The following is a 24,357-nucleotide window of genomic DNA, read 5'->3' as shown; positions in this document are numbered from 1 at the left end:
AAGAAAATTAATGTGTGACGATCGTTTCGTTCGATAAGACATGATGAATTTTTTCGACTGCTTGATCGATCTCCTGTTTTTCAACATTTAATGGCGGTAATAATCGGATGACATGAGGTCCAGCTGGCAGGACAAGTAAGCCATTTTCTCTTAGTAGTGTAATGAACGCTGCTACTGGCTGATCACATTCAATTCCAGCCATTAACCCTTTGCCACGAACTTCCTTCACGATAGGGAGCTGTTTCATTTCTTGTAACTTTTGCAGTAAATAATCGCCTTTTTCTTGTACTTCAGCTAAAAAGTCATCCTGAAAAATGAGATCAAGTGTGGCATTTGCTGCTGCCATTGCCAGCATATTTCCACCAAAAGTTGTTCCATGTGAACCCGGTGAGAAAGCTTCTGACAACGATTTTTTCCCGATGACTGCACCGACTGGAAAACCACTTCCGAGTGCCTTTGCTACGGAAATAATATCAGGATCTAATTCTGCATGCTCGTAAGCAAATGCTTTTCCTGTGCGCCCAATCCCCGTTTGAATTTCATCGACTATGAGTAATGCATTGTGCTGCTTACAAAACTGTTCAACAGCTTTTAGGAAGTTATCTGTTGCAGGATTCACACCGCCTTCACCTTGAACAACTTCAAGCATAACGGCTGCTACATCGTTTACTTCACATGAAGAAATGGCTTCTGCGTCATTAAAAGGCAAATAGTGAAAACCTTCTAGCATTGGACCAAATCCTGTTTTAATTTTGTCTTGACCAGTTGCCGCCATACCAGCATAAGTACGGCCATGAAAAGAGTGTAAAAATGTGATGATATTCGTTTTACCCGTAGCTTTACGTGCTAGTTTAATAGCCCCTTCATTTGCCTCTGCACCACTATTGCAGAAGAACACGAGATCTCCTGAACTGTGTGAAGCTAATGTCTCTGCTGCTTTTTCTTGCAGGCTATTTTCAAATAAGTTAGACACATGCCAGACTTGATCTAGTTGAGTCTTAATGGCTTGATTCACCTGTGGATGATTATGACCAAGGTTCGTGACGGCAATTCCTTGAATAAAGTCTAAGTATTTTTTACCATTTGCATCTGTCGCCCATGTGCCTTTTGCTTCTTTGATTTCCACATTCCAACGACCGTATGTTTGAAAAAGATGACTCATATTATTGCCTCCTTCTGCTTTACAATCCGCGTTCCTTTAAAGGATTCTCCTGTAAAAATAGTACCCTTTCCATTCACGATCATGACTTCATCAACATCACCTGATAATGCGGTTAAAGCTGATTGTACTTTTGGAATCATTCCCCCGGAAATAATGCCTTGATCAATCAAAGAAAGCGCCTCTTCTTCCGTTACGACATCAAGAAGTTCTCCATCTTTTAAGATGCCTTCTACATCTGTTACAAACATTAATTTCTCAGCCTTCATTGCACCTGCAACAGCTGATGCGGCCAAATCTGCATTGACGTTTAATGTTTGACATTCCTTTGTCATTGAAAGTGGGGCAATAACAGGTATGAATTGTTTTTCCATTAAGGCTTCTGCCATTTCTGGGTTCACTTGCTTGATTTCTCCTACAAATCCATATACATCTTGATTAAGAAAATCAGCGACTAGTAGCTCCCCATCTTTTCCTGATACACCTACCGAACGAATATCATGCTTCGCTAATTCAGATACGAAAAATTTATTCACCGTACCAGACAAGACCATTTCAGCCACTTCTAAAACAGGTTGGGTTGTTTTTCGCTGTCCATTCACAAACTCAGTTTCTACTTTTAGCTTTTGAAGCATATTTGTGATTTCTGGACCTCCGCCATGCACAATAGCGAGTTTAAAGCCTGCGTCTTGAAGTGTGCGTACATTTTCGAAAAACGTATCTGAAAGCTCTCTGATGACACTACCTCCACATTTGAACACAATGGTTTTATTCATTTAAATCCCCTTCATTATGTGCGATAGCTCGCGTTAATTTTGACATAATCATAGGTTAAATCACAACCCCATGCTGTCCCTTTCCCTTCACCTTCATTCATTTGAATAGAGATCGTGATTTCATCCTGCTCTAAGTATTCTTTCGCTTTTTCCTCTGAAAACGGCTGAGGTTCATTGTTTTTGAAGAGACATTGTCCTCCAAGAATAACTTCGACTCCTTCTGGTGTAACCGACGCAGCACTATGACCAATTGCACCAATAATCCGTCCCCAGTTGGCATCCGTACCGTAAACAGCAGTTTTCACAAGACTTGAACCAACAATTTTTTTCGCAATAACTCCTGCTTCAAGATTGTTTTTGGCACCCGATACTTTCGCTTCTATGAGTTTCGTAGCACCCTCTCCATCTCTAGCAATATCTTTTGCTAAATCTTCACAGGCAAGCTGTAATCCTTTTTTAAACAATGGCCATTCTGGATGGTTCTCATTGAGGACATTGTTTTCTGCCATTCCATTTGCCATGACAAGTACCATATCGTTCGTTGATGTTTCGCCGTCAACTGTAATTTGATTAAACGTAATATCTGTGATTTCCCGAAGTGCCTGTTGCAAAGACTCTTGTTCGACTTTCGCATCTGTTGTCACAAAACCAAGCATCGTTGCCATGTTTGGGTGAATCATTCCGGAGCCTTTTGCTGCTCCAGAGATGATGACTTCTTTATCATTTATCGTAAAGGTGTATGTTGTATTTTTAATGACTGTATCTGTTGTAAGGATGGCTTCTTCAAAGTGACCGTTCTCTGCTTTGGCTTCTTTCAGCTGTTCAATTCCTTTTTTCATTTTGTCCATATCCAGGCATTCTCCAATCACACCTGTGGACGATACTGCAATATATTCTGGGGCTATACCGAGCATGTCAGCACACGCTACTTGTGTGTCATAGGCATCTTTTAGCCCTTGTTCCCCCGTACAAGCATTGGCAATTGCGCTGTTGACAATCACACCTTTTAACAGTCCTGACTTCTTCAGGCTTTCTTGTGTGACTTTAAGCGGTGCAGCTTGGAAGTGGCTTTGGGTATAGACTGCCGCACTTACTGCTGGTACCTCACTTATGATGAGTCCTAAATCTTTTTTCGCATAGCGCAGCCCGATATGGATACCTTTCGCTTCAAAGCCTTTTGGTGATGAAATATCACCATCTATTTTGACAATGCTTTTTTGACCCAATTCAATCATGTTTATTTTCTCCCCTGTTCTTATGGATAAAGAGGTGTCATCGTAAGTCCCGCCTCTTCTTTTAAACCTTTCAATATATTAAAGTTTTGAACCGCTTGACCGGCTGCACCTTTCATTAAGTTATCAATGACTGAAACGATGGTCAGTCTGCCTGTTCGTTCGTCTACATGGAAGCCAATATCGCAGAAATTGCTGCCATAGACCTCTTTTGTTTGTGGGAAAACGCCAGCTTCTCTTACTCTGACAAAATAAGAATCTTCATAAAAAGCTTTAACCTTTTGGCTTAACATCTCAGGTGATAGATCTGTTTTGAGATTCGTATAGATGGTTGCCATAATTCCCCTTGTCATTGGAGCCTGATGTGTGGAAAACGTAATATTTGCAGTATTTGGATTCCACTGACGTAATATTTGCTCTATTTCAGGTGTATGCTGGTGCTCATTTACTTTATAAATTTTAAAATTATCGTTTAGTTCTGAATAATGAGTGCCCAATGATGCCGATCTTCCCGCACCAGAAACGCCCGTTTTCGCATCAACAATAATCATTGATTCGTCGATGAGATCTTGTTTGAAAAATGGCGCTAGGCCAAGTAGCACAGCTGTAGGAAAACAGCCTGGATTTGCAATGAGTTCTGCCTTTTTAATCTCTTCCTCATTTAACTCTGATAATCCGTAGACCGCACCTTGAACGGTGTCTTTCGTAGCAGCACTTCGTTTATACCACTGTTCGTATACTGCTGTGTCTTGAATACGTAAGTCCCCAGATAAATCAATAACGGGTACCCCTTGATTCATCAGCTTTGGTGTTAATTCACTTGATACTCCTGCTGGCGTAGCTAGAAAAATAGCGTCCGTCTCTTCTACAATTGCAGCAGGATCAATGGCTTTTAATTTTTGATCTGCGATGTTTGTTAGGTGTGGATAAGAGTGACTGTAGGATTGACCATTACCACTCGATGAATACAATATACATTCTTCTACATGCGGATGATGATTTAATATACGAACTAACTCCGCACCTCCGTACCCTGTAGCACCTAGAATACCTATTTTCAACGTCAATACACCCTCTTGATCTTTGTGAAATTATTTAACATTATAACATGTATAAAAATTAATTCAATTGTATAATTAATATTAATTTGTGGTTTTTTTCATAAAAAAAGCCGTATTTTATGAATAAACATACGACTCTAGTGCATATTTGATAATTTTAATACGATGAGTCCACTGCATAAATACAAAAATGAACTTGCATAAAAAATCAAATGAACTGTAAAGAAATCAGCAAAAAATCCACCAAGCATAATGGCTATTGAAGAGAATAGAGCTGTCCAAAAATGATAGCGCCCCACTTCTTTTCCACGCATTTTTTCATTTGTGAGGTCTGTAATCAATAACTTCTCACCATGTTTCTGAAAACCACCAAGTATACCAAGCACTAGTTGAATCACATATACCTGCTCCACCTGCGTGATATGTGGAAATAACAATAAAAGAAAGGCCATTCCAATTGAATGAATCATTAAAAAACTTCGCCTATCCGTTTTTTCAGGTAATTTGCCTAAGATGATATGAATAAAAGCACCGCTCAAACCAAACAGCCCATATGCAAGACCGAACTCAGAATAGTTTGACCCTACATTTTTAATAAATAGAATATAGAATGGGAAAATTAGACTGCTTGCAAAAAACAACATACTTTGTGAGTAAACGAACCAATTGAGTTTTGAAGTGTTCATTGCTTGTACCTCTCATAAAAATAGTTCACAAAACGCTCAGCAGGATCAGCTTGTCTCTTCTTCTCCAAAAACAAATCTGTTTTTGGATATGCTCTTCTCATTTGCCCTTTTGTTTGATACGGCATATAAGGCAGATAATAACTCCCATCATGTTCAAGCGTCACATCTGTCATTTGTCGAATGATTTTCTCCGCTTTTACTTGTTCCTCTTTTTGAAAACCGAAGTTGATTAAAAGAACGAGGGCAAACATATCATCCTTGGCGTATGAAAGATCTGCCTTCTCATTTTTTTGAACATAACGGATCGTAATGTTCATTAAATTCAGGTTTTCTTTTTCAAGAAGATTTCTCAGATCATCAATGTAATCATTAAATTTCTTAACAGGAACAAAGTATTCTTGTAGCACATCTGTATCTGACTCACTTTTGTATTCTAAAAAGGCTGATTCAGAGCGCATCACATTGTTTCTTGTAATGAGTTCTTGATTTTGGCTGTTGAAATATTGTTTTTGAAGACTCCAAAGCATTTCTTTTCCTACTTCAAAACGTCTTGATAACCCTAGCATAAATTTCATTGGCCCAGCCATTTCATCTTTCTTCAATTGATTGTATTCATTAATACGTTCATCTGCTGAGACAAGATAATTCGTGACATACATGTCCCTTAAAAAATGACTTTTCGCTGTTGAAATACGTGCTAGGTGCATCCGAACTTGATCGTTATATTTCACGTGATTGTTAAAATAAGTAGCGTATTCTTGATAGTCTAGTTCTTTTGTTTCCATTTGATATAGCTCATCATTTGTTAAACTAAGTTCGACATCTAATATGACACCAAATAGCCCGTATCCACCAATAACAGCAGAGAATAAATCGTCATTTGGCTTCACAGTTACGACCTCACCATTCGCTTTCAATAACCGAAAGGAACGAACAGTATCAATTAAAGAACCGTAGCGGATGTCACGTCCATGAGCATTTGCACTCAATGATCCGCCAATTGTAAATATATTTTGGGATTGCATGACCTTGACAGCAAGACCATGAGGATTGACATATTTCTGCACATCATCCCATGTGGCACCACTCTCTACCCGAATGATCTTCTTTTTTTCATCAAATGACAAAATGCGTCGATACTGCGTCATATCGAGGACAATGCCATTCTCGTAATATGTATGTCCACCCATGCTATGCTGCATCCCTGCTATTGAAACAGGCATTTGCTTCTCCTCTGCTTCTTTTAAAACAGACTTCAGCGTATCAATTTTTTTCCCTTGGACAACCTTTTTTATTTTTACTGGCATGAGTTTACTTACATCTGTAAATTGAGCCAAGTCTTTCTCTATCGGTTTGTTTTTTTGACCAAAATCAAGTGAGAGAATAAGAAACACGGTATAAAGTATGATCAACAAACCAAAAATTAACCATTTCTGTTTCATCACACGACTCCTATCCTCTTTGTTTGATCCATTATACCAATCAACAGACTCAGTTTCCTTTAACTTTGCATTAAAAAAAAGCCTATAGAGAAGTACACTTCACTTCAATACAGGCTCTTTTTTAATATTTTATTGAATACCTAGTGCGATTTTTGCATATCTTGACATTTTATCACGAGTCCACGGTGGATTCCAAACGATGTGAACCTCTGTCTCTTTTACGTCAGGCAGATCACTTAATGCCTTTTTGACTTCATCAACGATAACCGGTGCAAGCGGACAACCCATTGATGTTAATGTCATCGTAATATCAGCTTTTCCATTCTCATCAAGATCGACATCATAGACAAGTCCAAGATTGACGATATCTACATTCAATTCAGGGTCAATCACCTGTTCCAACGCGCCATAAATATTTTCTTTCATTGCTTCATCCATGATAGACACTCCTTTTTTAACTAGTATAACGTACTTTCTCTCTGTACTAAACGTTTGTGCTTTTCAGATGTGTAACAAACCAATCAATCGTTTCAAACATTGCTTGTCTTGTCACTTTATGTCCTGCCTTTTGATCGGTAATAAACTTGACTAAGCTGGGTTCATCACAGTAATGTGTTGCCGCAATCTCATCAAAAAATTCTTTCGCATGACGATACGGAACCACCGGATCATTCTCCGCATGCCAAAACAGAAGTGGTCTATTGTTCAAGCGATCTGTTCGGAGTGTTAAATCATACGGTCTTAATGCGTCTAACTGCTTGTCCATCACCTCGTCTGTGATGTCCTTCATCAATCCTTTTTTACGCAATTCCACCATTTGTGCTTCTAAAAATGTCGTATATTTTGGACTGCCCATTAAGCTGACAGCTGCTTTAATCCAATCATATTGAGCTAAGGCACCAAAGGTTGTAATACCTCCCATTGATGTACCAGCTAGACCAATGTTGTCTCCTTCAATCAATTGCTGTTCTTGAAAATGCGATTTTAGAATGTCTAACTCGCGAATTTCATTTATGACAATTTCCCAAAATTTAGATGCTAGTGTCTCTAGGCTTATATTCTTAGCCCTTACACCATGATAAGCACAGTCAGGTAGGATGACTCGCATCCCTTTTTCGGCTAGATGGAATGCAAAATGCAGATTATGTTCGCGTGCACTTGTAAAGCCATGAATAAAAAATACGAGCGGTAGCGGTTCCTCTTTATGTTCATTTTTTACGATATGTAAAAATGGAATATCGTGTTCAATTTGCTCTTCAATGGTGATCACAGACTATAAATCCTCCTTTATCATTCCCCTCTTTGTTTATTTTAACATGTAGACAATGAAGATGTGATAAAGATACACTATGTGTAGAGGCGTTTAACAATCAAGCCTCATATCACTTACAGATCAAAGGAGATTTTATGGAGACGAAACCTTATTTAATCGCACTTGACCTGGATGGCACATTATTGAAAGATGATAAAACCATTTCCACGCACACACTAGACGTCATTCAAAAAGTGAGAGACGCAGGACATCATGTTTGTATTTCTACTGGTCGTCCTTATCGATCCAGCTCTCCTTATTATCAACAAATGCGGCTCGATTCACCCATTGTGAACTTTAATGGCGCTTTTGTTCATCATCCTCTTGATGAAAAATGGGGCAGATTTCATACATCGCTTGATCTTCAAGTTGTCAAACAGCTTGTCGACATAAGCGAACAATATGACGTGCACAATGTACTAGCAGAGGTACTAGATGATTTATACTTCCATTATCATGATGAAAAACTGATTGATGTCTTCAATTTGAACGCGAATAAAGTTACAGTCGGAGATCTTAGAGACAAGCTTGGAGAAAATGTCACCAGTGTTTTGATCCATGCAAAAGAAGAAAGTGTCGATGAGATTCGCTCTTATTTATCTGATGTTCATGCAGAAGTCATTGATCATAGAAGATGGGCTGCTCCTTGGCATGTGATTGAAATCATTAAAACTGGTATGAACAAGGCAGTCGGATTACAAAAAATTAGTGATTATTACGGTGTTCCTTCAGAGCGAATCATTGCTTTTGGAGACGAGGACAATGATCTTGAAATGCTAAAATTTGCAGGCTGTGGTGTAGCAATGGGAAATGGTATTGACGCTGTGAAACAAGTATCAAACGAAATCACAGGCACGAACGAAGAAGATGGAATTGCACGCTTTTTAACTCGTTATTTTGCACTTTAATTTTTTCCACTCATACATAGACGAGCAGGACGGGTATACTACCGTTAGACAGGGTGACCTGTCAGCTTGTTTGGAAGGGGCGGATCCGAATGGGTAAGAGAAGCAAATCGAAACGCTTTATACAGCAGGGGAAAGATTCAGTCAGTCTTCATGATGAACGTTTTCCTTATCGTTCAACTCTTGAAGAAGCATCGGAAAGAGAAAACATGAAGACCGATGCTTCTGGAGGTTCATTGTGAGAAACGAACTTTTTGATCAAGCCAAATCTTTTACAGAAGAGGCACTTACTTCATCACTAAATGGATTAGAGCATCAAAAAGCTGTGGATAAAGCGAAAAATGCGGTTTCATCTGCATTTGCAAATTCAACAGATGCAGAAAGAAAACAGCTTCGCACATTCCAAAATCAGCTTGATCAATTTTAATCCAGCAAAAGCTGTCTGTTTGTAGGACAGCTTTTTTAATATCCTCTCTGATCCATCTTCTCTTCGAGTGAACACCTTCTTGTATAAATGCCTAAAAATGAGTTGCGAAAGATAAATACAAATAAAAAAGCCCGCAGAAAATATCTGCAAGCCACACGACTACTTATTTTATTTGAAAGGTTTTTTTCTCTGTAATCTGTTTTAACCCTTCCGCTTTTCCTTTAAATGTGACAACAACTTCGTACGTCCCGGGTCTTACATCATTGGACCAAGTGTCTTGAAAATCATAAGCTTCCCCGGCTTTTAATACAAAGGATTGTATCGCTTGTGTAAACATACGATCTTTTGAGTATCGGTATTTTTCAGTACCATTTTCATCGTATACGCTTAACTCAAACTTCTGACTCGTATTAAAAGTAAATTCGATATCACGATCAGAATCATTTTTAAGAGACATATCAAATTGGACGGAACGGTCTTTTTGGACTGGTTTAATTGTTAATTGTACAGTTTTTTCTCCCATGCCAAGGGATACCTCCTTGTCAGGTATATCGTCTTTTTTTGTTCCACAAGCTGCTAAAATCAAAGGAACTAAAAGAAGTACCAAAAGTTTCTTCATCATTCATTCCCACCTTTTTAATCTCGTCTGAAAAATCCAAGGATATTGGTTGTTTGGACAATATTCGTGAAGGCTTTCGGGTCCACTTCGTTTATTATTTGTTCAAGATCATACAGCTCATACCTTGTAATGACAATCACCATCATTTCTTTATTTTCATTCGTGAATGCCCCTTTGGCAGGAACGGTGGTAATTCCTCTGACCATTCTTCCATAAATGGCTTCTTTGATCTCGTCAGCTTTTTTCGTGACAATCATAGCAGTTAATTTTTCATGCCTTGTATGGATGGCATCAATTACCCTTGTTGTGACATATAACGTAACGAGGGTATATAATGCCTTCTCCCAACCTTGTAATAATCCTGCCGTAAAGATGATGATCCCATTTAAGATAAAGAAATATGTACCTACAGGCTTATCCTTCCATTTTGCCAAAATCATGGCGATAATATCAAGTCCACCTGTGGATGCACCGTATTTCAATGTCATCCCAATTCCAAGTGCAGAAATGACACCACCGAAGACTGCATTCAGTAATATATCCTCTGACAATCTCATCTCAGGCAAAATACCGAGGAAAATCGTTGTTAGTGCCACACTGATAATACTGTACAGCGTAAACGAGCGTCCGACTTTCATCCAGCCTAAAATACCAACCGGAATGTTTAAAATAAACAGGAGTGTCCCTGTTGATAAATAAAATGGGGCGTACTGATCGATTAAACTGGATAATAGCTGAGCAACGCCAGTAAATCCACTTGCGTATACATCTGCTGGTATTAAAAATAAATTTAGACCGATGGCATTCAGCAACGCACCTAAGATGACGACGATTATTTTTTTTGCTTCTCCAATGAACATGATGTCATTCCTCCACTTACCGTTCTCTCTATGGTTTTCCCTAAAATTTAGAATTTGAACACGAAAAGATGATTTCTGTGATATAGTTGACCTAAAAAGATGTAAAAATTTGCTGATTTACTTGCAGAAAGAAGGGATACTTATGACTGTTCACATTTTAGCAGACAGTGCTGCTGATCTGCCTCAATCATATTTTGATCATGAAAACATTACACTCATCCCGCTTCGCGTTTTGCTTGGCGATAAGGAACATGAAGACTTAATCACAATTAACCCAAAGCAAGTATTTGATGCGATGAGACAAGGAGAAATCCCTAAGACCTCTCAGGCTTCACCAAATCGAATCAAGGAAGCTTTTGTTTCTGTTGCTAAAAAACATGATTCTGCCATCTATGTTGCCTTTTCTTCAGAGCTATCCGGGACTTGCCAAACAGCTATGATGATGGCAAATGAAGTAAAAGAGGAGTATCCAGATTTCGATTTAAGAGTGATCGACTCCAAATGTGCTTCACTCGGCTGTGGACTGGCAGTAAAACACGCACAGACACTTGCCATTAACGGGAATACAATACAAGAAATCGAAACGTCTGTAAAGCATTTTTGTGAATCTTTAGAGCATATTTTTACTGTAGACGATTTAACGTACTTGGCAAGAGGCGGAAGAATCAGTAAAGCCTCTGCTTTTGTCGGAGGACTTTTAAGTATTAAGCCTATTTTACATGTAGAAGACGGAAAACTCATCCCCCTTGAAAAAATACGTGGTCGCAAAAAATTGCTTAAACGTATTATTGAGCTAATGAAAGAACGCGGAACCGATTGGGAAAATCAAATCGTCGGTATAAGCCATGGTGATGACCTTGCGTTTGCTGAAGAGATGAAACAGCTGATCGAGGATGAATTCCACCCTCAAGAAGTCATCATCAATATGATTGGGGCTGCTGTTGGCTCTCATTCAGGCCCAGGTACGCTTGCGATCTTTTTTCTCGGCAAATCTTAATCAAAAAACTCCTTCCCCAGCCTAGCAAGCGGGAAAGGAGTTTTTTTATGTGAGTTTAAAACGATTGACCGTTTCATTTAATCTTGCTGTCATGTTCATTAACTCTTCCACCTGATCGCTCATGTGATTGAACGATGTCAGCTGTTCGTTGGCTGATGCGGAAATTTCCTGGCTGCCAGCTGCCGTTTCCTCAACAACTGCACTAATGTTTTCAATGCTGTGTAATACCTGGCCACCAAGTGCCGTAGATTGCACAATTTGCTCATTAAGCAGTGCCATTTCATCTTTAATATACTTTGCTTTCTCTTCGATATCTTCAAAGGAGTTGGATGTGTTGTCCATTGCTTCTTGTTGATATATGGACAGCTTTACACCTTCTTGTACTGTTTGGCTAATGGACTGAATGCCCTTTTCAATATGTGCGACCATATCAAAAATTTGTCTAGTGGCACGTGATGACTCATCTGCAAGTTTGCGAATTTCGTCTGCTACGACAGCAAATCCTTTGCCTGCTTCCCCTGCTCTTGCTGCTTCAATTGCTGCATTTAATGATAGGAGGTTTGTTTGATCTGCAATGTCAGATACGGTTTTTGCCATCGTGGTAATTTGATTGGCATACTGCGCAAATTCACCTGCTGATTGTTCAATCTGTCTAGTGGCTCTTGTATTTTTTTCAATGGCTTCTTTTGTTTCTGTTAACGTGTGCTTTCCACGATTAACAGCTTCTATTGTTTGCTCTGTGTTACCAATGACCGTTTTTGAACGCTCAGAATTTCTTTGTCCATGTTGATCCATTTTCTCAATGAGGCTAACGCCTTGTTGAAGATCTTCTGAAATCGCTTGTGATCCATTTGCCATTTCATCCGTTGACACAGAAACTTGATTCGCCGATTCCATCAATTTTTTATTCTCATCATCCAGTTCTTTAGAGAACCCTTCCACCCGACCAGATACTTGACTAATTTCTTGAATGAGATTAATGAGTTGGTCTGTCATTTGGTTAAATGAGTCATTTAACCCACCAATTTCATCACTTCCTTTATAGCTCATACGCTCAACAGCAAGGTTTCCTTCTGCAATTTGTTTTGCTCGATTTGATAAGGTTTTAATCGGTGTCACAATTGATTTGGTTAGACCGATATTTAAAATGACCGAAATAATGATAAGTGTGAGAGCGGCTACAACAGCGCTTGTGATAATCCAGTTCAGGCTATTCGCAGCATCCTCTTGATTGCGCTCATATGCTTCTTTTGCCCTTAAATTCATTGTATGTACATCATTTAATATCCCAACAATTCGGGCAGCCACACGTCTTGTATCTGACGCATTTTTCTCTGCAATGGCACTATTTGCTTCTTTTGTCCATGTTTCATACTTTGAATTCAGTCTAGCAAGGGCTTCTTTGTTCATTTTTCCCGCGTTTTTGTTTAACGTTTGCAATTCCTTTTTTGCAGTAGCCATCTTGCTTTGCACAGTTTCAAGCTGCTCATCTGCAAGTGTCACGGAATAGTTGGTCATTGATTGCTCAATGGATTCTAAACTTGCCTTTGTTGTCTGGACACTTAGTAATGTCTGAACTTCTGTTTCGCTTGAAGACTGGACTTTTGTCATACTGATAATGATATAGGCAATCACACCGACTGCTAAAAGAAGTGAGACAATTGAGTTCAGAAGAATTTTGACCTTTAGGCTCATGATGCAGCAGCCTCCTCTTCTTTTATTAGCATTTGTTTCATCTTTTCAAGCTTTTCCGTCAGTTTTTCTGAATTCTTTAAAATTCGAATCCTTGACAGATCAAGCCCGTTGTTCGATAGATCATACACCACTTGATCGCTTTTAATTTTGTTGTTTTTTACTAGCTGTTCACTAAATTGATAAACGACTTCATCTACTTTTTTGACCATTGATGAAATAACCGCTTTTTCCGCTGTATAGTATTGATCACTATCAACACCAATTGCGTATTTCCCTTCTGTTTGTGCCTGCTTTAATACACCCACGCCTGTGTAACCAGCCGCAGCATATAATACGTCTGCTTTCTTTTTCATCATATCTTTGGCAATGCTACTTCCACGTGCTGCATCGCTAAATGTGCCCGCATTTTTCGTTAAGACCTTGATATTCGGATTGACGGATTTCGCTCCTTCTTTAAATCCTTTTTCAAAGCGATGGATGACTTCAGCATCCATTCCTCCAATAAAACCAAGGACATCACTTTTTGTTGTCATGGCCGCAAGTGCGCCAGCTAAATAGCTTCCCTGCTCTTCTTTAAAGGTGACAGATGTGACGTTGTTTAACTCAGATGTTGCATCTATAAGCAAAAATTGCTTTTTTGGATATTTTTTAGCTACTTTTTCCAAATCCTCTTGTACACTAAAACCAAGTCCGATAATGAGATCATTGCCATCTTTCACAAGTTCAGTAAGCCCTTTTTCATAGGTTTCTGTTTCAGCAATTTCTCTATAATCAAATTCAATGCCAAGACCATCACGCGCTCTCTGTAATCCTTTAAATGAAGAATCATTAAACGATTGATCGCCAAGTCCATCATCTGTCAACATGACACCAATCCGTTTGACAGTTGATTTGGGCGGCCCTGCCTGTTCATTACTACATGAGGCAAGTACAATAAGCATTGCTGCCATCAGAAGAAATGAGATCTTCACTTTCATCCAAAAACACTCCTTTTATCATTACTATCACTCACTCCTTTTTTATCGGTTTTGATAGACTGAGTTTCAATGACAAAAGGAAGTATTTTCAGCTTTTTCATGACTTTTTCATCTTAAAAATCCCATTAATTTTCAAACAATTCTTTTAATAGGTATTTTGAAACTAAAAAAAGTGAGCTCAGCTCACTTTTTCTCATATGTCCAACCTTCTTCTTGGTAAACTTTATCATTTTTCAACAAATGACCAAGTGCACGTTTAAAGGCGGCTTTGCTCATTTGAAATCTTTCTTTAATATCGTCTGGATCACTTTTATCACCATATGGCATTGCACCATTACGGTTTTTCAGATATGTCAAAATTTGTTCTGCATCTACTGACAGTGCATCTTGTTTTCTAGGTAATAGAGATAGATTGACGGTACCATCTTCTTTAACTGCAATCACACGTCCTGTCACAGTTGAACCTAGTCGTGGTTCTTCTTTTCGTTCCGTATGATGAATAAATGCTCTCACGCCTGCATCCGTGATCATAAATGAACCTGTTGCAATCAATCTGTAAATGGTTCCTGTCAATTCCTTGTTCATTAATGTTTGCGGCGCTTCTGTAAATAGTTCGCTTATCACATCTTCTGTTGCTGGCTTTGCAAACATTCTGCCATAACTCGTTACTTTCAGCATACAGTAAAGAATATCTCCTTTTTGAGGCCAAACCTCTTCATAAGGCGGGAGATGTTCAGTTGCAACAAGTGCATCCTTGGACAATCCAACATCAACAAACACACCCATATCTTGCACCGAATCTACGACCTCAACCCAGCCATATGTATGTGCGTTAATCACAGGCTTTTTCATGGTTGCAGCAAGTCGTTCTTCATGGTCTACATAAAGGTAAACCTCTACTTCATCTTTGTCTTCAATCTCTTCCGTAATCTCACTATGATGCAAAAGAACGGATTCTTCACCATCTGTTAAGAAATAACCATACTCCATCTGCTTATCTATTTGTAAGGTCAACTGCTCACCTGGTCTCATGTTCTCTTCCTTCCTATCTGCCCTTTACTTCCACGGGCGTTCGTTCAACTTTTGGATACACTTTATTTTACTATACTTCGTCAAACATGAACATCACTGTTTCCTTCAATAAAATGAACAAACAACAACCTATTTATGCAGAGGGTTCCCACTTCCTTCTCATACATGACGTTATAAGGTTTCTTCCAGACCCATTGCATGTTAAGATAGACGCAATATCTGATTGATGGAGGTCATATGCCATGGCAAAAGAAAGTTCTTTTGATATCGTATCTAAGGTCGAACTACCAGAGGTACAAAACGCCATTCAAGCGGCATTAAAAGAAATTAAAACCCGCTATGATTTTAAAGGAAGTAAAAGTGATATCTCATTAGAGAAAGAAGAGCTCGTTCTCGTATCTGACGACGATTTTAAGATGGAACAGTTGAAGGATGTACTCGTCTCGAAGCTGATTAAACGAAATGTGCCAACAAAAAATATCGACTACGGAAAAAAGGAACATGCATTAGGCGGAACTGTTCGCCAACGCGGAAAGCTGATCAGTGGCATAGACAAAGACAATGCAAAAAAGATCAATTTGTTAATTAAACAATCAGGGATTAAAGTGAAATCCCAGGTTCAAGATGATCAAGTACGAGTAATAGGCAAAAACAAAGATGATCTTCAAGAAATCATCTCACTCATTCGCAAAGCTGATTTGCCTATAGATGTCCAATTTATAAATTTTCGATAAATTTCAAATTTCCCATTGATTAATCCCCATTTTTCCGATAAAGTAGATGAAAGTTCACTATTTGAAAATCCAATATTACTTTCTTATCAAGAGAGGCAGAGGGACTGGCCCTGTGAAGCCTCAGCAACCGGTGAAGTAGAACAAATTCTATGACCAAGGTGCTAAATCCAGCAAGCGACTGCTTGGAAGATAAGAAGAAGAGCTACGATAATAACAAAGTCTTCTTCTTATAAGAAGGCTTTTTTTGTTACATAGAAATAAAGGAGGAATATGATGGGGCTGTTAGATGATTTGCAGAAAAAAGTGTTGATTGCAGATGGTGCAATGGGAACACTCCTATATTCTTATGGCATTGACCGATGTTTTGAAGAATTAAATTTGTCAAAAGAAGAGGATGTGAAACGTGTCCACGAAGCGTATGTGCAAGCAGGTGCTGATATTATTCAAACCAACACATATGGAGCCAACTTTATTAAACTATCTCGTTATGGTTTAGAAGAAGAAACGAAGCGTATTAATGCGAAGGCTGTTCAAATTGCTCGTGAAGCGGCAGGCTCTGCATATGTCCTAGGAACAATCGGCGGTATTCGGACATTTAACAAAAATGCGTATTCACTTGATGAAATTAAAAGAAATTTTAGAGAGCAGCTATATCTCTTATTAAATGAAAAACCGGACGGACTTCTGCTTGAAACCTACTATGACCTTGAAGAAGCAAAGGCAGTCCTAGAAATTGCACGAAAGGAAACGAACTTGCCACTAGTAATGAACGTTTCCATGCATGAGCAAGGCGTGCTTCAGGATGGAACCCCGCTAAGTGATGGACTTGAAGCTCTTTCTTCCCTTGGAGCGGATGTGGTTGGCATCAACTGTAGGCTTGGCCCATATCATATGATCGAAGCGCTTGAAAGTGTCCCACTTTTAAAAGACACTCATTTATCAGTCTATCCAAATAGCAGTCTTCCTTCACTTGAAGAAGGACGCCTTGTCTATGATACAGATAATGATTACTTTAGAAAGAGTGCGCTTGAATTTAGAAATCAAGGGGCTAGAATTATTGGTGGTTGTTGCGGTACAACACCACAGCATATTCGAGCAATGGCAGAAGCGGTCAAAGATCTAGCACCGATCACTGAAAAAGAGGTAAAAGTCTTAAAAGAGGAAATCATCACTGTGCAGGATCAGCGTACAGAGCCAGGACTTGATGAGCTCGCAACTCAAAGGCGTTCGATTATTGTAGAGCTTGATCCACCTAAAAAACTGAATTTTGACAAATTTCTTGTCGCTGCAAAAGAGTTGAAAAATGCAGGAATTGATGCACTGACACTTGCTGATAATTCACTAGCTACACCACGGATTAGTAATGTTGCCTGCGGTGCGTTACTTAAACAACAATTAGATATGAGATCACTTGTCCATATTACATGTCGAGATCGGAATTTAATTGGGCTTCAGTCTCATTTAATGGGGCTAGATACACTTGGATTAACGGATATTCTAGCAATTACAGGTGATCCATCAAAAATTGGCGACTTCCCTGGGGCAACATCTGTCTATGATTTAACTTCCTTTGACTTAATCCGCTTAATTAAACAATTCAATGAAGGGCTTTCGTTCTCAGGAAAACCGTTAGGGAAAAAGACCAATTTTTCAGTTGCTGGCGCTTTTAACCCAAACATTCGTCACGTGGACAAAGCAGTTAAACGACTAGAACGAAAAATTGAGTATGGGGCAGATTATTTCATTTCACAGCCTGTTTATTCAGAGGAGCAGCTTGTGAAGATTCATGAAGAAACGCGTCATCTCACCAAACCAATTTATATCGGCATCATGCCACTTACGAGCAGCCGTAATGCTGAATTTATCCACCATGAAATTCCAGGTATTAAGCTATCTGATTCGATTCGCGAAATTATGGCTCAGGCTGGTGACGACAAAGTCAAACAGCGAGAAGAAGGGCTTGCGATCGCTCGTTCCTTACTTGATACAGCGTGCGAACTGTTTCACGGTATTTACTTAATTACACCATTCCTTCGTTCAGATTTGACGGCTGAACTGACAACTTATATTCACCAGAAAGAAAAGGAGCAACCACATGTCAACTATCACTGAACAACTGCAGAAGCGAATCCTTATACTTGATGGTGCAATGGGAACGATGATCCAAAGTGCTCATCTGACAGCAGACGACTTCGGCGGAGAAGAATATGACGGCTGTAATGAGTACCTGACCATGACAGCCCCTCACGTCATTACAAACATTCACCGAGATTATTTAGAAGCACATGCCGACCTCATTGAAACGAATACATTCGGCGCGACTAAACTCGTCCTTGATGAATACGGTCTTGGTCACCTTGCCTATGAGCTCAATTATCAATCCGCACAGCTAGCAAAGGCTGAGGCGGATCGCTTTTCTACACCAGAATGGCCACGTTTTGTTGTCGGTGCAATGGGACCAACAACAAAAACGTTATCTGTGACAGGTGGAACAACCTTTGAAGAGCTTGTTGCCAATTACGAAGAGCAAGCACGCGCGCTCATTGACGGCAAATGTGACCTCCTTCTTCTTGAAACAAGCCAAGACATGCTGAACGTTAAGGCTGGCTTTAAAGGGATTCAAGAAGCATTTGAAGCGACAGGAATCGAATTACCGCTCATGGTTTCTGGCACAATTGAACCGATGGGTACAACACTTGCAGGGCAAGATATTGAGGCCTTTTATATCTCTCTTGAGCATATGAAGCCGATTAGTGTGGGATTGAACTGTGCGACAGGTCCAGAATTTATGACAGACCATATCCGTACACTGTCATCTCTTGCGAAATCGGCTGTTAGCTGTTATCCGAATGCAGGGCTTCCCGATGAAGAAGGGCAATATCATGAATCCCCTTCTTCCCTAGCGAGAAAAATAGGTGCATTTGCAGAGCAGGGCTGGCTGAATATTGTTGGTGGCTGTTGCGGTACAACCCCTGCACATATCAAGGCACTATATGACGAAGTTCAAACGCTGAAACCAAGAAGCCTTTCAAACGAACCCGCTCCTCATACTGTATCTGGAATTGATGCACTCATCTATGAAGATTCGATGCGCCCGCTTTTTGTTGGTGAGCGAACCAATGTCATTGGATCTAAAAAATTCAAGCGACTCATTGCAGAGCAAAAATTTGAAGAAGCCTCAGAAATTGCGCGTGCTCAAGTTAAAAATGGAGCACATGTCGTAGATATTTGTTTAGCAGACCCTGACCGTGATGAAATTTCCGATATGGAAGGCTTTTTAAAGGAAGCGATGAAAAAGGTAAAAGCACCTTTTGTCATTGATTCAACTGATAAAGATGTGATTGAAAAAGCGCTCACCTATTCACAGGGCAAAGCCATTATTAACTCCATTAACCTAGAGGATGGCGAGGAGCGTTTTGAAGAAATTCTACCTCTTGTTAAATTATACGGCGGCGCAGTCGTCGTTGGGACAATTGATGAAATAGGTATGGCTGTATCAGCAGAGCGAAAACTCGAAATCGCAATCCGCTCACATGATCTTTTAACGAAGAAATATGGTATTCCTGCAAGTGATATCATCTTTGATCCACTCGTCTTCCCAGTAGGTACAGGAGATGAACAATATATCGGCTCTGCTGAGGAAACAATGAAGGGAATCCGTCTTATTAAAGAAAGACTGCCTGCGTGTTTAACCATTCTCGGCGTTAGTAATGTCTCCTTTGGCTTGCCTCCTGTTGGACGTGAAATATTAAATGCCGTCTTTCTATACCACTGCGTCCAGGCGGGTCTTGATTACGCTATTGTGAACACAGAGAAACTAGAACGATTCGCATTGATTCCTAAGGAAGAGATCACGCTCGCAGAAGAACTGCTATATGATACAAATGACCAGACTCTTGCGACATTCACACAATTTTATCGTGGCAAAAAGAAAACAGAGAAGAAACCAAAGGTATCATTATCTCTTGAAGAACGTTTATCAGCGTATGTCATTGAAGGTACAAAAGAAGGCTTGATTGATGATCTCTCACTTGCTCTTCAGAAGTTTGATACACCTCTCGAAATCATTAACGGGCCTCTTATGGCAGGCATGGCTGAGGTTGGTAGACTTTTTAATCACAATGAATTAATCGTAGCTGAAGTTCTTCAATCAGCAGAGGTCATGAAGGCATCCGTCACCTACTTAGAACAATATATGGAGAAGAAGAATGCAAGCGGTAAGGGGAAAATCATTTTAGCCACTGTAAAAGGCGATGTGCACGATATTGGTAAAAATCTTGTTGATATTATTTTAAGTAATAACGGCTATCAAGTGGTTGATCTCGGGATCAAAGTAACACCTCAAACCTTAATTGAAGCTGTACGCAAAGAAAAACCTGATATGATCGGTTTATCCGGGCTACTTGTTAAATCTGCACAACAAATGGTCATCACTGCACAGGATTTACAGGAAGCAAACATATCTGTTCCAATGATGGTTGGTGGCGCAGCACTCTCCCGTAAGTTTACTAACACAAAGATCTCGCCTAACTATAAAGGCCCCGTTCTTTATGCAAAGGATGCAATGGACGGTCTCGCACTTGCAAATGAATTAAGAACTGCCCCCGAACAATTTCAAGTAAAAAAACAAGAGGAGCAGCATACATCAGTCATTGTGAAGGAGAAAAAACAACATCAAGCGGTCATCGAGTTACTTGAAAAGCGAGCTAATTTAGTACAAGCACCTATTTTCACTCCTGAAAATACAAAACGACATTACGTGCGAAATATTGATTTAAACAATATTTCTCCCTATGTGAATGAGCAAATGCTCATCGGCCATCACCTCGGCTTAAAAGGGAAAGTAAAGAAATTGTTGGCTGAGAAACACCCAAAAGCATTAGAGCTAAAACAGCTTGTGACTAATTTATTGAAGGAAGGAAGAGAAAAAGGCTGGTTTGAGCCATCACTTGTCTATCAATTTTTCCCTGCTTCTGCAAATGGCAATGATCTTCATATTTATCACCCTGAAGTGCCTGAGACAATTCTCGAAACGTTTCATTTCCCAAGACAAGAAAAACTTCCTTATCGCTGTATTTCAGATTATGTACGTAGGGATGATCAAAAGGAAAAAGACTATGTGGCCTTTTTTGCCGTAACGGCCGGAGCCCGTATTAGAGAGGTGGCCCATCAGTTTAAGCTTGAGGGTGATTATTTAAAAATGCATGCTGTACAAGCATTGGCACTTGAGCTTGCTGAAGGATTAGCTGAGCAGACTCATCAAATGATTCGTGATAAATGGGGCTTCCCCGATCCAGTTGATTTTACAATGGAACAACGATTTCAAGCGAAATACCAAGGTCAGCGCTACTCCTTTGGATATCCTGCCTGTCCAGACCTTGAAGATCAGGAAAAACTCTTTCGACTCCTTCAGCCTGAGAACATTGGCATCCATTTAACGGATGGGTGGATGATGGAACCCGAAGCCTCCGTCTCTGCTATCGTCGTTTCACACCCTGAAGCTCGTTATTTTAATGTTCATTAAGTGCTAGGACCTCCGTGTGAACGGAGGTCCTTGTTTTTCGTATGACTTGTCTATTAGTTAAAAGCAACTTTTTTCATTCTAAACTGAATAAGACAACCTCATCTTCTCCATCTTACTTATGTTACGATGAGGATAGGTCCATTTCAATGACACATCTGCTAAGGAGTTGCTCCATGATGACGAACGTAATGCAAACGACATTAACACTCGACGATATTCCCGATTTGTTGACATTGTCCAAAGAGGTACAATGGCCAGACTACAGTACTGCCGAACTAACTTTTCTCTTATCTAATGGGCAATTTACTGGCTTCAAAACTGCAAAAGGACAGGTCATTGCATGTGCAGGGCTTTTTCAATATGATCAGATGGCATCCATCGGTGCCGTGATTGTTTCTGAAACGTATCGAGGTCTTGGATTAGCTAGAAAAATGATTGAAACCTTGCTTGAGCAAAGTGATCAACACTGCCCAGTTGTCCTGACTGCCACAGCATTAGGACAGCCTGTCTATGAAAAGCTCGGTTTTCAAACAGTAAGCCATATTCATACATATCAATCACAGCAACCAATCCCCTCAGCGATAGAACAAGCTGAACGGATTCATGTATCTCCTTATCATGAAAACGAGTTCTCAGCGATTGTTGCCATCGATCAACAAAGCGTCGGTGCAAACCGTTCTTCTTTTTTAAAAAGTCGAATAGACAGGGCAACCTTTGCAAAGATCGCCAAAGAAAACACTCAGGAAACTATAGGCTTCGGTCTTGGCATTGAGACACCTGCTAATTTAATCATCGGTCCGCTTACTGCGAAAAACAAACAGACAGCTCTGGCACTCGTCCACACGATGATTTCTTCATTTTCTGGCGCTGTTCGTCTTGATATGCATGAGCATACTGCCAATCTATTGCATGATACACTTTTAGCAGCAGGCTTTGTGAAAACAAGTATCTCGCACTTTATGATGCTAAGAGGAAATGAAAAACGAAACAACGAAAATCTACTTTATTTCCTTGCATCACAGGCCTTTGCCTAAAGAACTCAAACAGACTGTAGACACATGTTGTCTACAGTCTGTTCTTTCTATAATGGTGGGTGCTTTTACCTTTCATTCACCGACGACAAGACCTGTGCAAGCGCATTTGTCACCTTTCCATATTCTGAAGCATGTGGTCTATCATCTCCATCACCATAACCATAATCTATCATTCGGTTACGATTTAAACAGAGTTTTGTCAGTTCAGGTTTGAAAAGATCGAACAAATCAAAACGCTCCTTTAGTTCAGGAAATTGCTGTTGATAGTGTTGAATCTCTTCTGCGAGCAGGCGCCACAATTTCGTTTCATTTAATAATTTATGATTTTCTAAAACATTTGAAACATACCGCAAGTTACAAATGAAAAGACCTGTGAATATAAATTGAACAAGCCCTTCAGGCGGTTCACTTCGAAGGACTAACTTTAAATCCTCATCAAGTGATGAAAGCTCTGGAAACGGCTGATCACTAATATTCACATCATCTACAAAATCCTTTATTGCCAAACGATGTGGTTTGTGATCCTTTAAAACAAGTATCGTATTTTGTCCATGCGGAGAAAAAACGGTTCCGTACTGGTACATAAAATGTAACAATGGTGGCATGACAACACGGAAGAACGTTTTCATCCATTCCTCAGGTGTTAGACCTGATTTCTCAATCAGCTTCTTTACATACGGTTCCCCACCTTGATCTTCATACGTAAGTGCGGCTAGTGTGACAGGTGCCTCCCCTTCATCTAAATACGTATAAATGCTCTCTCTAAAAATAACACCAAGCATTTCAAGGTACTGATAAGGTGCACCTGTGAGCTTGCTATAGTATGGGTGGTCTACATTTAAACTAGCATTCTCACCAGGTAAAATGACGCGACATACCTCCGATAAAAATGGGTCGCGATCAGCAATACCTTTAATATGCTCTGTAATTCGCGGTGCAATGACCGTCCGTTCAGAAGGAAGCCCTCTATAAACAAGTGTGTTTAAGATACTCATTGGTAATTTAATATGATGCTTGCCTTTATTTGAGATATTTGTAAAGGTTCTAATCGACTGTTGCGGCACATATTGATCTAGCCCTGTGCCAAGGAACACAATACGGCGCATCGCAAGCTCTTCTGGAAAATGTTGAATAATCATGTGTGTCCATTGCCATTGATGAACAGGCATCATGTAATAACCCTCTAGATTCAAGTCTTCATCCTTTAATACACGCTGAAACTGACGGATGGTTACTTCATCTAGCTCTTTTTGAATGATCGCCTCATAGCTTTCATGCGGAACCGTATGGAATGTGGCAAGGTCTCTATGAACAGCGATCCATAAGAGTTGAACACTTTCCTGCCTTTCAGGTGCAAAGGCGAGATAATCATCATAGCTAAAACCAATTCGACCTTTGTTATAGACAATCCAAGGATGCCCAGTCATTTCCCCTTCAATCCAAGCGTAGTCAGTATCTGTTAGCTCTTCTGACGTAAGTGCTTTTTTTGATAGCAAATGAACATCTGCTAAAAGTGTATGATGAAGCTCCTTGATTAAATGTCCTGTCGTTTCAGAAGACATTGGAATAAGTGGTTGGATATCAAGTAGAAAAACAATTGCACTTACATCCTTTTTCCACTCTCCATTATCAAAGTATTCAATGGATTCAACCACAGTATCATAGCTATCAAACAAACGCGGTTTGGTAAGATAGCGGTATTTTTTTTCGTCATTGATGATCAATTCATATTGTTCAATGCCAGATCCGCTGTCTAATTTTATTGGATGAAGCATGTCCTCGTACATATACTCGGACAGCATTTTTGCCACCATTTTCTGATTGGCTTTTTTCCAAGCGGATGGATTCACCGCTTTTTTTAGTTCCTCTTGAACAATCATCGCTC

Annotated in this window: 22 protein-coding genes and 1 riboswitch; of the genes, 8 read left to right on the top strand and 14 right to left on the bottom strand. The window is 39.7% G+C overall.

Going from position 1 to position 24,357, the window contains the following annotated elements; genetic code table 11:
• Nucleotides 1–7 precede the first annotated feature (7 nt).
• The 8 genes from ACQKEZ_RS11580 to ACQKEZ_RS11545 all read right to left on the bottom strand — a co-directional run bounded on the left by ACQKEZ_RS11580 (nt 8) and on the right by ACQKEZ_RS11545 (nt 7,626).
• The gene (locus tag ACQKEZ_RS11580; RefSeq protein WP_427300918.1) at nt 8–1,162 is read right to left on the bottom strand and encodes an acetylornithine transaminase; all 1,155 of its coding nucleotides are present in this window, start codon (nt 1,160–1,162) and stop codon (nt 8–10) included.
• A complete protein-coding gene (gene argB / locus ACQKEZ_RS11575; RefSeq protein WP_427300917.1) occupies nt 1,159–1,935 on the bottom strand; it encodes an acetylglutamate kinase in 777 nt (258 codons plus the stop codon). Before argB ends, ACQKEZ_RS11580 begins: the two co-directional genes overlap by 4 nt.
• A gap of 14 nt (nt 1,936–1,949) precedes the next feature.
• Nucleotides 1,950–3,170 carry a bifunctional ornithine acetyltransferase/N-acetylglutamate synthase gene (gene argJ, locus ACQKEZ_RS11570; RefSeq protein WP_427300915.1) on the bottom strand — a complete coding sequence of 407 codons (1,221 nt, stop codon included), beginning with the start codon at nt 3,168–3,170 and terminating at the stop codon, nt 1,950–1,952.
• Between the two features lie 20 nt (nt 3,171–3,190).
• Nucleotides 3,191–4,228, bottom strand: coding sequence for an N-acetyl-gamma-glutamyl-phosphate reductase (argC, locus tag ACQKEZ_RS11565; RefSeq protein ID WP_427300913.1), 1,038 nt, complete (start codon nt 4,226–4,228; stop codon nt 3,191–3,193).
• Between the two features lie 137 nt (nt 4,229–4,365).
• Entirely contained in the window at nt 4,366–4,914 is a 549-nt protein-coding gene (locus ACQKEZ_RS11560) for an MFS transporter (protein WP_427300912.1), read from the bottom strand.
• Nucleotides 4,911–6,356, bottom strand: a complete 1,446-nt coding sequence (locus ACQKEZ_RS11555; RefSeq protein WP_427300911.1) for an FAD-binding oxidoreductase — start codon at nt 6,354–6,356, stop codon at nt 4,911–4,913. The genes ACQKEZ_RS11560 and ACQKEZ_RS11555 overlap by 4 nt, the downstream gene beginning before the upstream one ends.
• Before the next feature lie 129 nt (nt 6,357–6,485).
• On the bottom strand, nt 6,486–6,794 hold the full coding sequence (locus tag ACQKEZ_RS11550; RefSeq protein ID WP_427300910.1) for a metal-sulfur cluster assembly factor: 309 nt from the start codon (nt 6,792–6,794) through the stop codon (nt 6,486–6,488).
• Between the two features lie 46 nt (nt 6,795–6,840).
• A complete protein-coding gene (locus ACQKEZ_RS11545) occupies nt 6,841–7,626 on the bottom strand; it encodes an alpha/beta fold hydrolase (RefSeq protein WP_427300909.1) in 786 nt (261 codons plus the stop codon).
• A gap of 137 nt (nt 7,627–7,763) precedes the next feature.
• On the opposite strand from ACQKEZ_RS11545, the gene ACQKEZ_RS11540 reads away from it, so the two are divergent.
• The 3 genes from ACQKEZ_RS11540 to ACQKEZ_RS11530 all read left to right on the top strand — a co-directional run bounded on the left by ACQKEZ_RS11540 (nt 7,764) and on the right by ACQKEZ_RS11530 (nt 9,000).
• Nucleotides 7,764–8,576, top strand: a complete 813-nt coding sequence (locus tag ACQKEZ_RS11540; protein WP_427300908.1) for a Cof-type HAD-IIB family hydrolase — start codon at nt 7,764–7,766, stop codon at nt 8,574–8,576.
• Between the two features lie 89 nt (nt 8,577–8,665).
• Nucleotides 8,666–8,815 carry a competence protein gene (locus tag ACQKEZ_RS11535; RefSeq protein WP_427300906.1) on the top strand — a complete coding sequence of 50 codons (150 nt, stop codon included), beginning with the start codon at nt 8,666–8,668 and terminating at the stop codon, nt 8,813–8,815.
• Nucleotides 8,812–9,000 carry a DUF3813 domain-containing protein gene (locus tag ACQKEZ_RS11530; protein WP_427300905.1) on the top strand — a complete coding sequence of 63 codons (189 nt, stop codon included), beginning with the start codon at nt 8,812–8,814 and terminating at the stop codon, nt 8,998–9,000. Before ACQKEZ_RS11535 ends, ACQKEZ_RS11530 begins: the two co-directional genes overlap by 4 nt.
• Before the next feature lie 163 nt (nt 9,001–9,163).
• Here the strand turns inward: ACQKEZ_RS11530 and ACQKEZ_RS11525 are convergent, their stop codons facing one another.
• Together ACQKEZ_RS11525 and ACQKEZ_RS11520 are read right to left on the bottom strand one after the other, a co-directional pair.
• Entirely contained in the window at nt 9,164–9,619 is a 456-nt protein-coding gene (locus ACQKEZ_RS11525; RefSeq protein WP_427301915.1) for a BsuPI-related putative proteinase inhibitor, read from the bottom strand.
• 17 nt (nt 9,620–9,636) lie between these two features.
• Nucleotides 9,637–10,479 (bottom strand): YitT family protein, encoded by an 843-nt coding sequence (locus tag ACQKEZ_RS11520; RefSeq protein WP_427300904.1) that lies wholly within the window; start codon nt 10,477–10,479, stop codon nt 9,637–9,639.
• A 142-nt stretch (nt 10,480–10,621) separates the two neighbouring features.
• On the opposite strand from ACQKEZ_RS11520, the gene ACQKEZ_RS11515 reads away from it, so the two are divergent.
• Nucleotides 10,622–11,476, top strand: coding sequence for a DegV family protein (locus ACQKEZ_RS11515; RefSeq protein ID WP_427300902.1), 855 nt, complete (start codon nt 10,622–10,624; stop codon nt 11,474–11,476).
• Nucleotides 11,477–11,521: 45 nt separating this feature from the next.
• On the opposite strand, the gene ACQKEZ_RS11510 is transcribed toward ACQKEZ_RS11515, so the two are convergent.
• The 3 genes from ACQKEZ_RS11510 to ACQKEZ_RS11500 all read right to left on the bottom strand — a co-directional run bounded on the left by ACQKEZ_RS11510 (nt 11,522) and on the right by ACQKEZ_RS11500 (nt 15,180).
• On the bottom strand, nt 11,522–13,171 hold the full coding sequence (locus tag ACQKEZ_RS11510) for a methyl-accepting chemotaxis protein (RefSeq protein ID WP_427300901.1): 1,650 nt from the start codon (nt 13,169–13,171) through the stop codon (nt 11,522–11,524).
• On the bottom strand, nt 13,168–14,148 hold the full coding sequence (locus tag ACQKEZ_RS11505) for a BMP family lipoprotein (RefSeq protein ID WP_427300900.1): 981 nt from the start codon (nt 14,146–14,148) through the stop codon (nt 13,168–13,170). The genes ACQKEZ_RS11510 and ACQKEZ_RS11505 overlap by 4 nt, the downstream gene beginning before the upstream one ends.
• Before the next feature lie 183 nt (nt 14,149–14,331).
• A complete protein-coding gene (locus ACQKEZ_RS11500) occupies nt 14,332–15,180 on the bottom strand; it encodes a CvfB family protein (RefSeq protein ID WP_427300899.1) in 849 nt (282 codons plus the stop codon).
• Nucleotides 15,181–15,422: 242 nt separating this feature from the next.
• Between ACQKEZ_RS11500 and ACQKEZ_RS11495 the strand changes: the two genes are divergently transcribed.
• From ACQKEZ_RS11495 to ACQKEZ_RS11480, 4 genes are all read left to right on the top strand, one after another.
• Nucleotides 15,423–15,914, top strand: a complete 492-nt coding sequence (locus tag ACQKEZ_RS11495) for a YajQ family cyclic di-GMP-binding protein (protein WP_427300898.1) — start codon at nt 15,423–15,425, stop codon at nt 15,912–15,914.
• 80 nt (nt 15,915–15,994) lie between these two features.
• Nucleotides 15,995–16,110, top strand: a riboswitch (SAM riboswitch).
• Nucleotides 16,111–16,187: 77 nt separating this feature from the next.
• Complete coding sequence (locus ACQKEZ_RS11490) at nt 16,188–18,026, top strand: bifunctional homocysteine S-methyltransferase/methylenetetrahydrofolate reductase (protein ID WP_427301913.1); 1,839 nt, start codon at nt 16,188–16,190, stop codon at nt 18,024–18,026.
• Nucleotides 18,010–21,438, top strand: a complete 3,429-nt coding sequence (gene metH, locus ACQKEZ_RS11485) for a methionine synthase (protein ID WP_427300897.1) — start codon at nt 18,010–18,012, stop codon at nt 21,436–21,438. The genes ACQKEZ_RS11490 and metH overlap by 17 nt, the downstream gene beginning before the upstream one ends.
• Nucleotides 21,439–21,611: 173 nt before the next feature.
• Nucleotides 21,612–22,472: a GNAT family N-acetyltransferase gene (locus ACQKEZ_RS11480; RefSeq protein ID WP_427300896.1), complete on the top strand. Its 861-nt coding sequence runs from the start codon at nt 21,612–21,614 to the stop codon at nt 22,470–22,472.
• Nucleotides 22,473–22,537: 65 nt separating this feature from the next.
• Here the strand turns inward: ACQKEZ_RS11480 and ACQKEZ_RS11475 are convergent, their stop codons facing one another.
• Nucleotides 22,538–24,352 carry an IucA/IucC family protein gene (locus ACQKEZ_RS11475; protein WP_427300895.1) on the bottom strand — a complete coding sequence of 605 codons (1,815 nt, stop codon included), beginning with the start codon at nt 24,350–24,352 and terminating at the stop codon, nt 22,538–22,540.
• Nucleotides 24,353–24,357 lie beyond the last annotated feature (5 nt).

It is taken from the genome of Bacillus sp. NPDC077027 (assembly GCF_050269555.1).
Taxonomy (GTDB): Bacteria; Bacillota; Bacilli; order Bacillales; family Bacillaceae; genus Bacillus.
The sequence above is the reverse complement of the archived record's forward strand: the minus strand, read 5'-3'. Positions and strand labels throughout refer to the sequence as shown.

Bases quoted from the DNA above. Each gene is read 5' to 3' on its own strand.
- ACQKEZ_RS11560 (WP_427300912.1), bottom strand. From the start codon at position 4,914: ATGAACACTTCAAAACTCAATTGGTTCGTTTACTCACAAAGTATGTTG.
- ACQKEZ_RS11500 (WP_427300899.1), bottom strand. From the start codon at position 15,180: ATGAGACCAGGTGAGCAGTTGACCTTACAAATAGATAAGCAGATGGAG.
- ACQKEZ_RS11490 (WP_427301913.1), top strand. From the start codon at position 16,188: ATGGGGCTGTTAGATGATTTGCAGAAAAAAGTGTTGATTGCAGATGGT.
- ACQKEZ_RS11520 (WP_427300904.1), bottom strand. From the start codon at position 10,479: ATGTTCATTGGAGAAGCAAAAAAAATAATCGTCGTCATCTTAGGTGCG.
- ACQKEZ_RS11505 (WP_427300900.1), bottom strand. From the start codon at position 14,148: ATGAAAGTGAAGATCTCATTTCTTCTGATGGCAGCAATGCTTATTGTA.
- ACQKEZ_RS11475 (WP_427300895.1), bottom strand. From the start codon at position 24,352: ATGATTGTTCAAGAGGAACTAAAAAAAGCGGTGAATCCATCCGCTTGG.
- ACQKEZ_RS11555 (WP_427300911.1), bottom strand. From the start codon at position 6,356: ATGAAACAGAAATGGTTAATTTTTGGTTTGTTGATCATACTTTATACC.
- ACQKEZ_RS11535 (WP_427300906.1), top strand. From the start codon at position 8,666: ATGGGTAAGAGAAGCAAATCGAAACGCTTTATACAGCAGGGGAAAGAT.
- ACQKEZ_RS11540 (WP_427300908.1), top strand. From the start codon at position 7,764: ATGGAGACGAAACCTTATTTAATCGCACTTGACCTGGATGGCACATTA.
- metH (WP_427300897.1), top strand. From the start codon at position 18,010: ATGTCAACTATCACTGAACAACTGCAGAAGCGAATCCTTATACTTGAT.
- ACQKEZ_RS11515 (WP_427300902.1), top strand. From the start codon at position 10,622: ATGACTGTTCACATTTTAGCAGACAGTGCTGCTGATCTGCCTCAATCA.
- ACQKEZ_RS11510 (WP_427300901.1), bottom strand. From the start codon at position 13,171: ATGAGCCTAAAGGTCAAAATTCTTCTGAACTCAATTGTCTCACTTCTT.
- ACQKEZ_RS11495 (WP_427300898.1), top strand. From the start codon at position 15,423: ATGGCAAAAGAAAGTTCTTTTGATATCGTATCTAAGGTCGAACTACCA.
- ACQKEZ_RS11480 (WP_427300896.1), top strand. From the start codon at position 21,612: ATGATGACGAACGTAATGCAAACGACATTAACACTCGACGATATTCCC.
- ACQKEZ_RS11550 (WP_427300910.1), bottom strand. From the start codon at position 6,794: ATGGATGAAGCAATGAAAGAAAATATTTATGGCGCGTTGGAACAGGTG.
- argB (WP_427300917.1), bottom strand. From the start codon at position 1,935: ATGAATAAAACCATTGTGTTCAAATGTGGAGGTAGTGTCATCAGAGAG.
- ACQKEZ_RS11580 (WP_427300918.1), bottom strand. From the start codon at position 1,162: ATGAGTCATCTTTTTCAAACATACGGTCGTTGGAATGTGGAAATCAAA.
- argJ (WP_427300915.1), bottom strand. From the start codon at position 3,170: ATGATTGAATTGGGTCAAAAAAGCATTGTCAAAATAGATGGTGATATT.
- ACQKEZ_RS11525 (WP_427301915.1), bottom strand. From the start codon at position 9,619: ATGAAGAAACTTTTGGTACTTCTTTTAGTTCCTTTGATTTTAGCAGCT.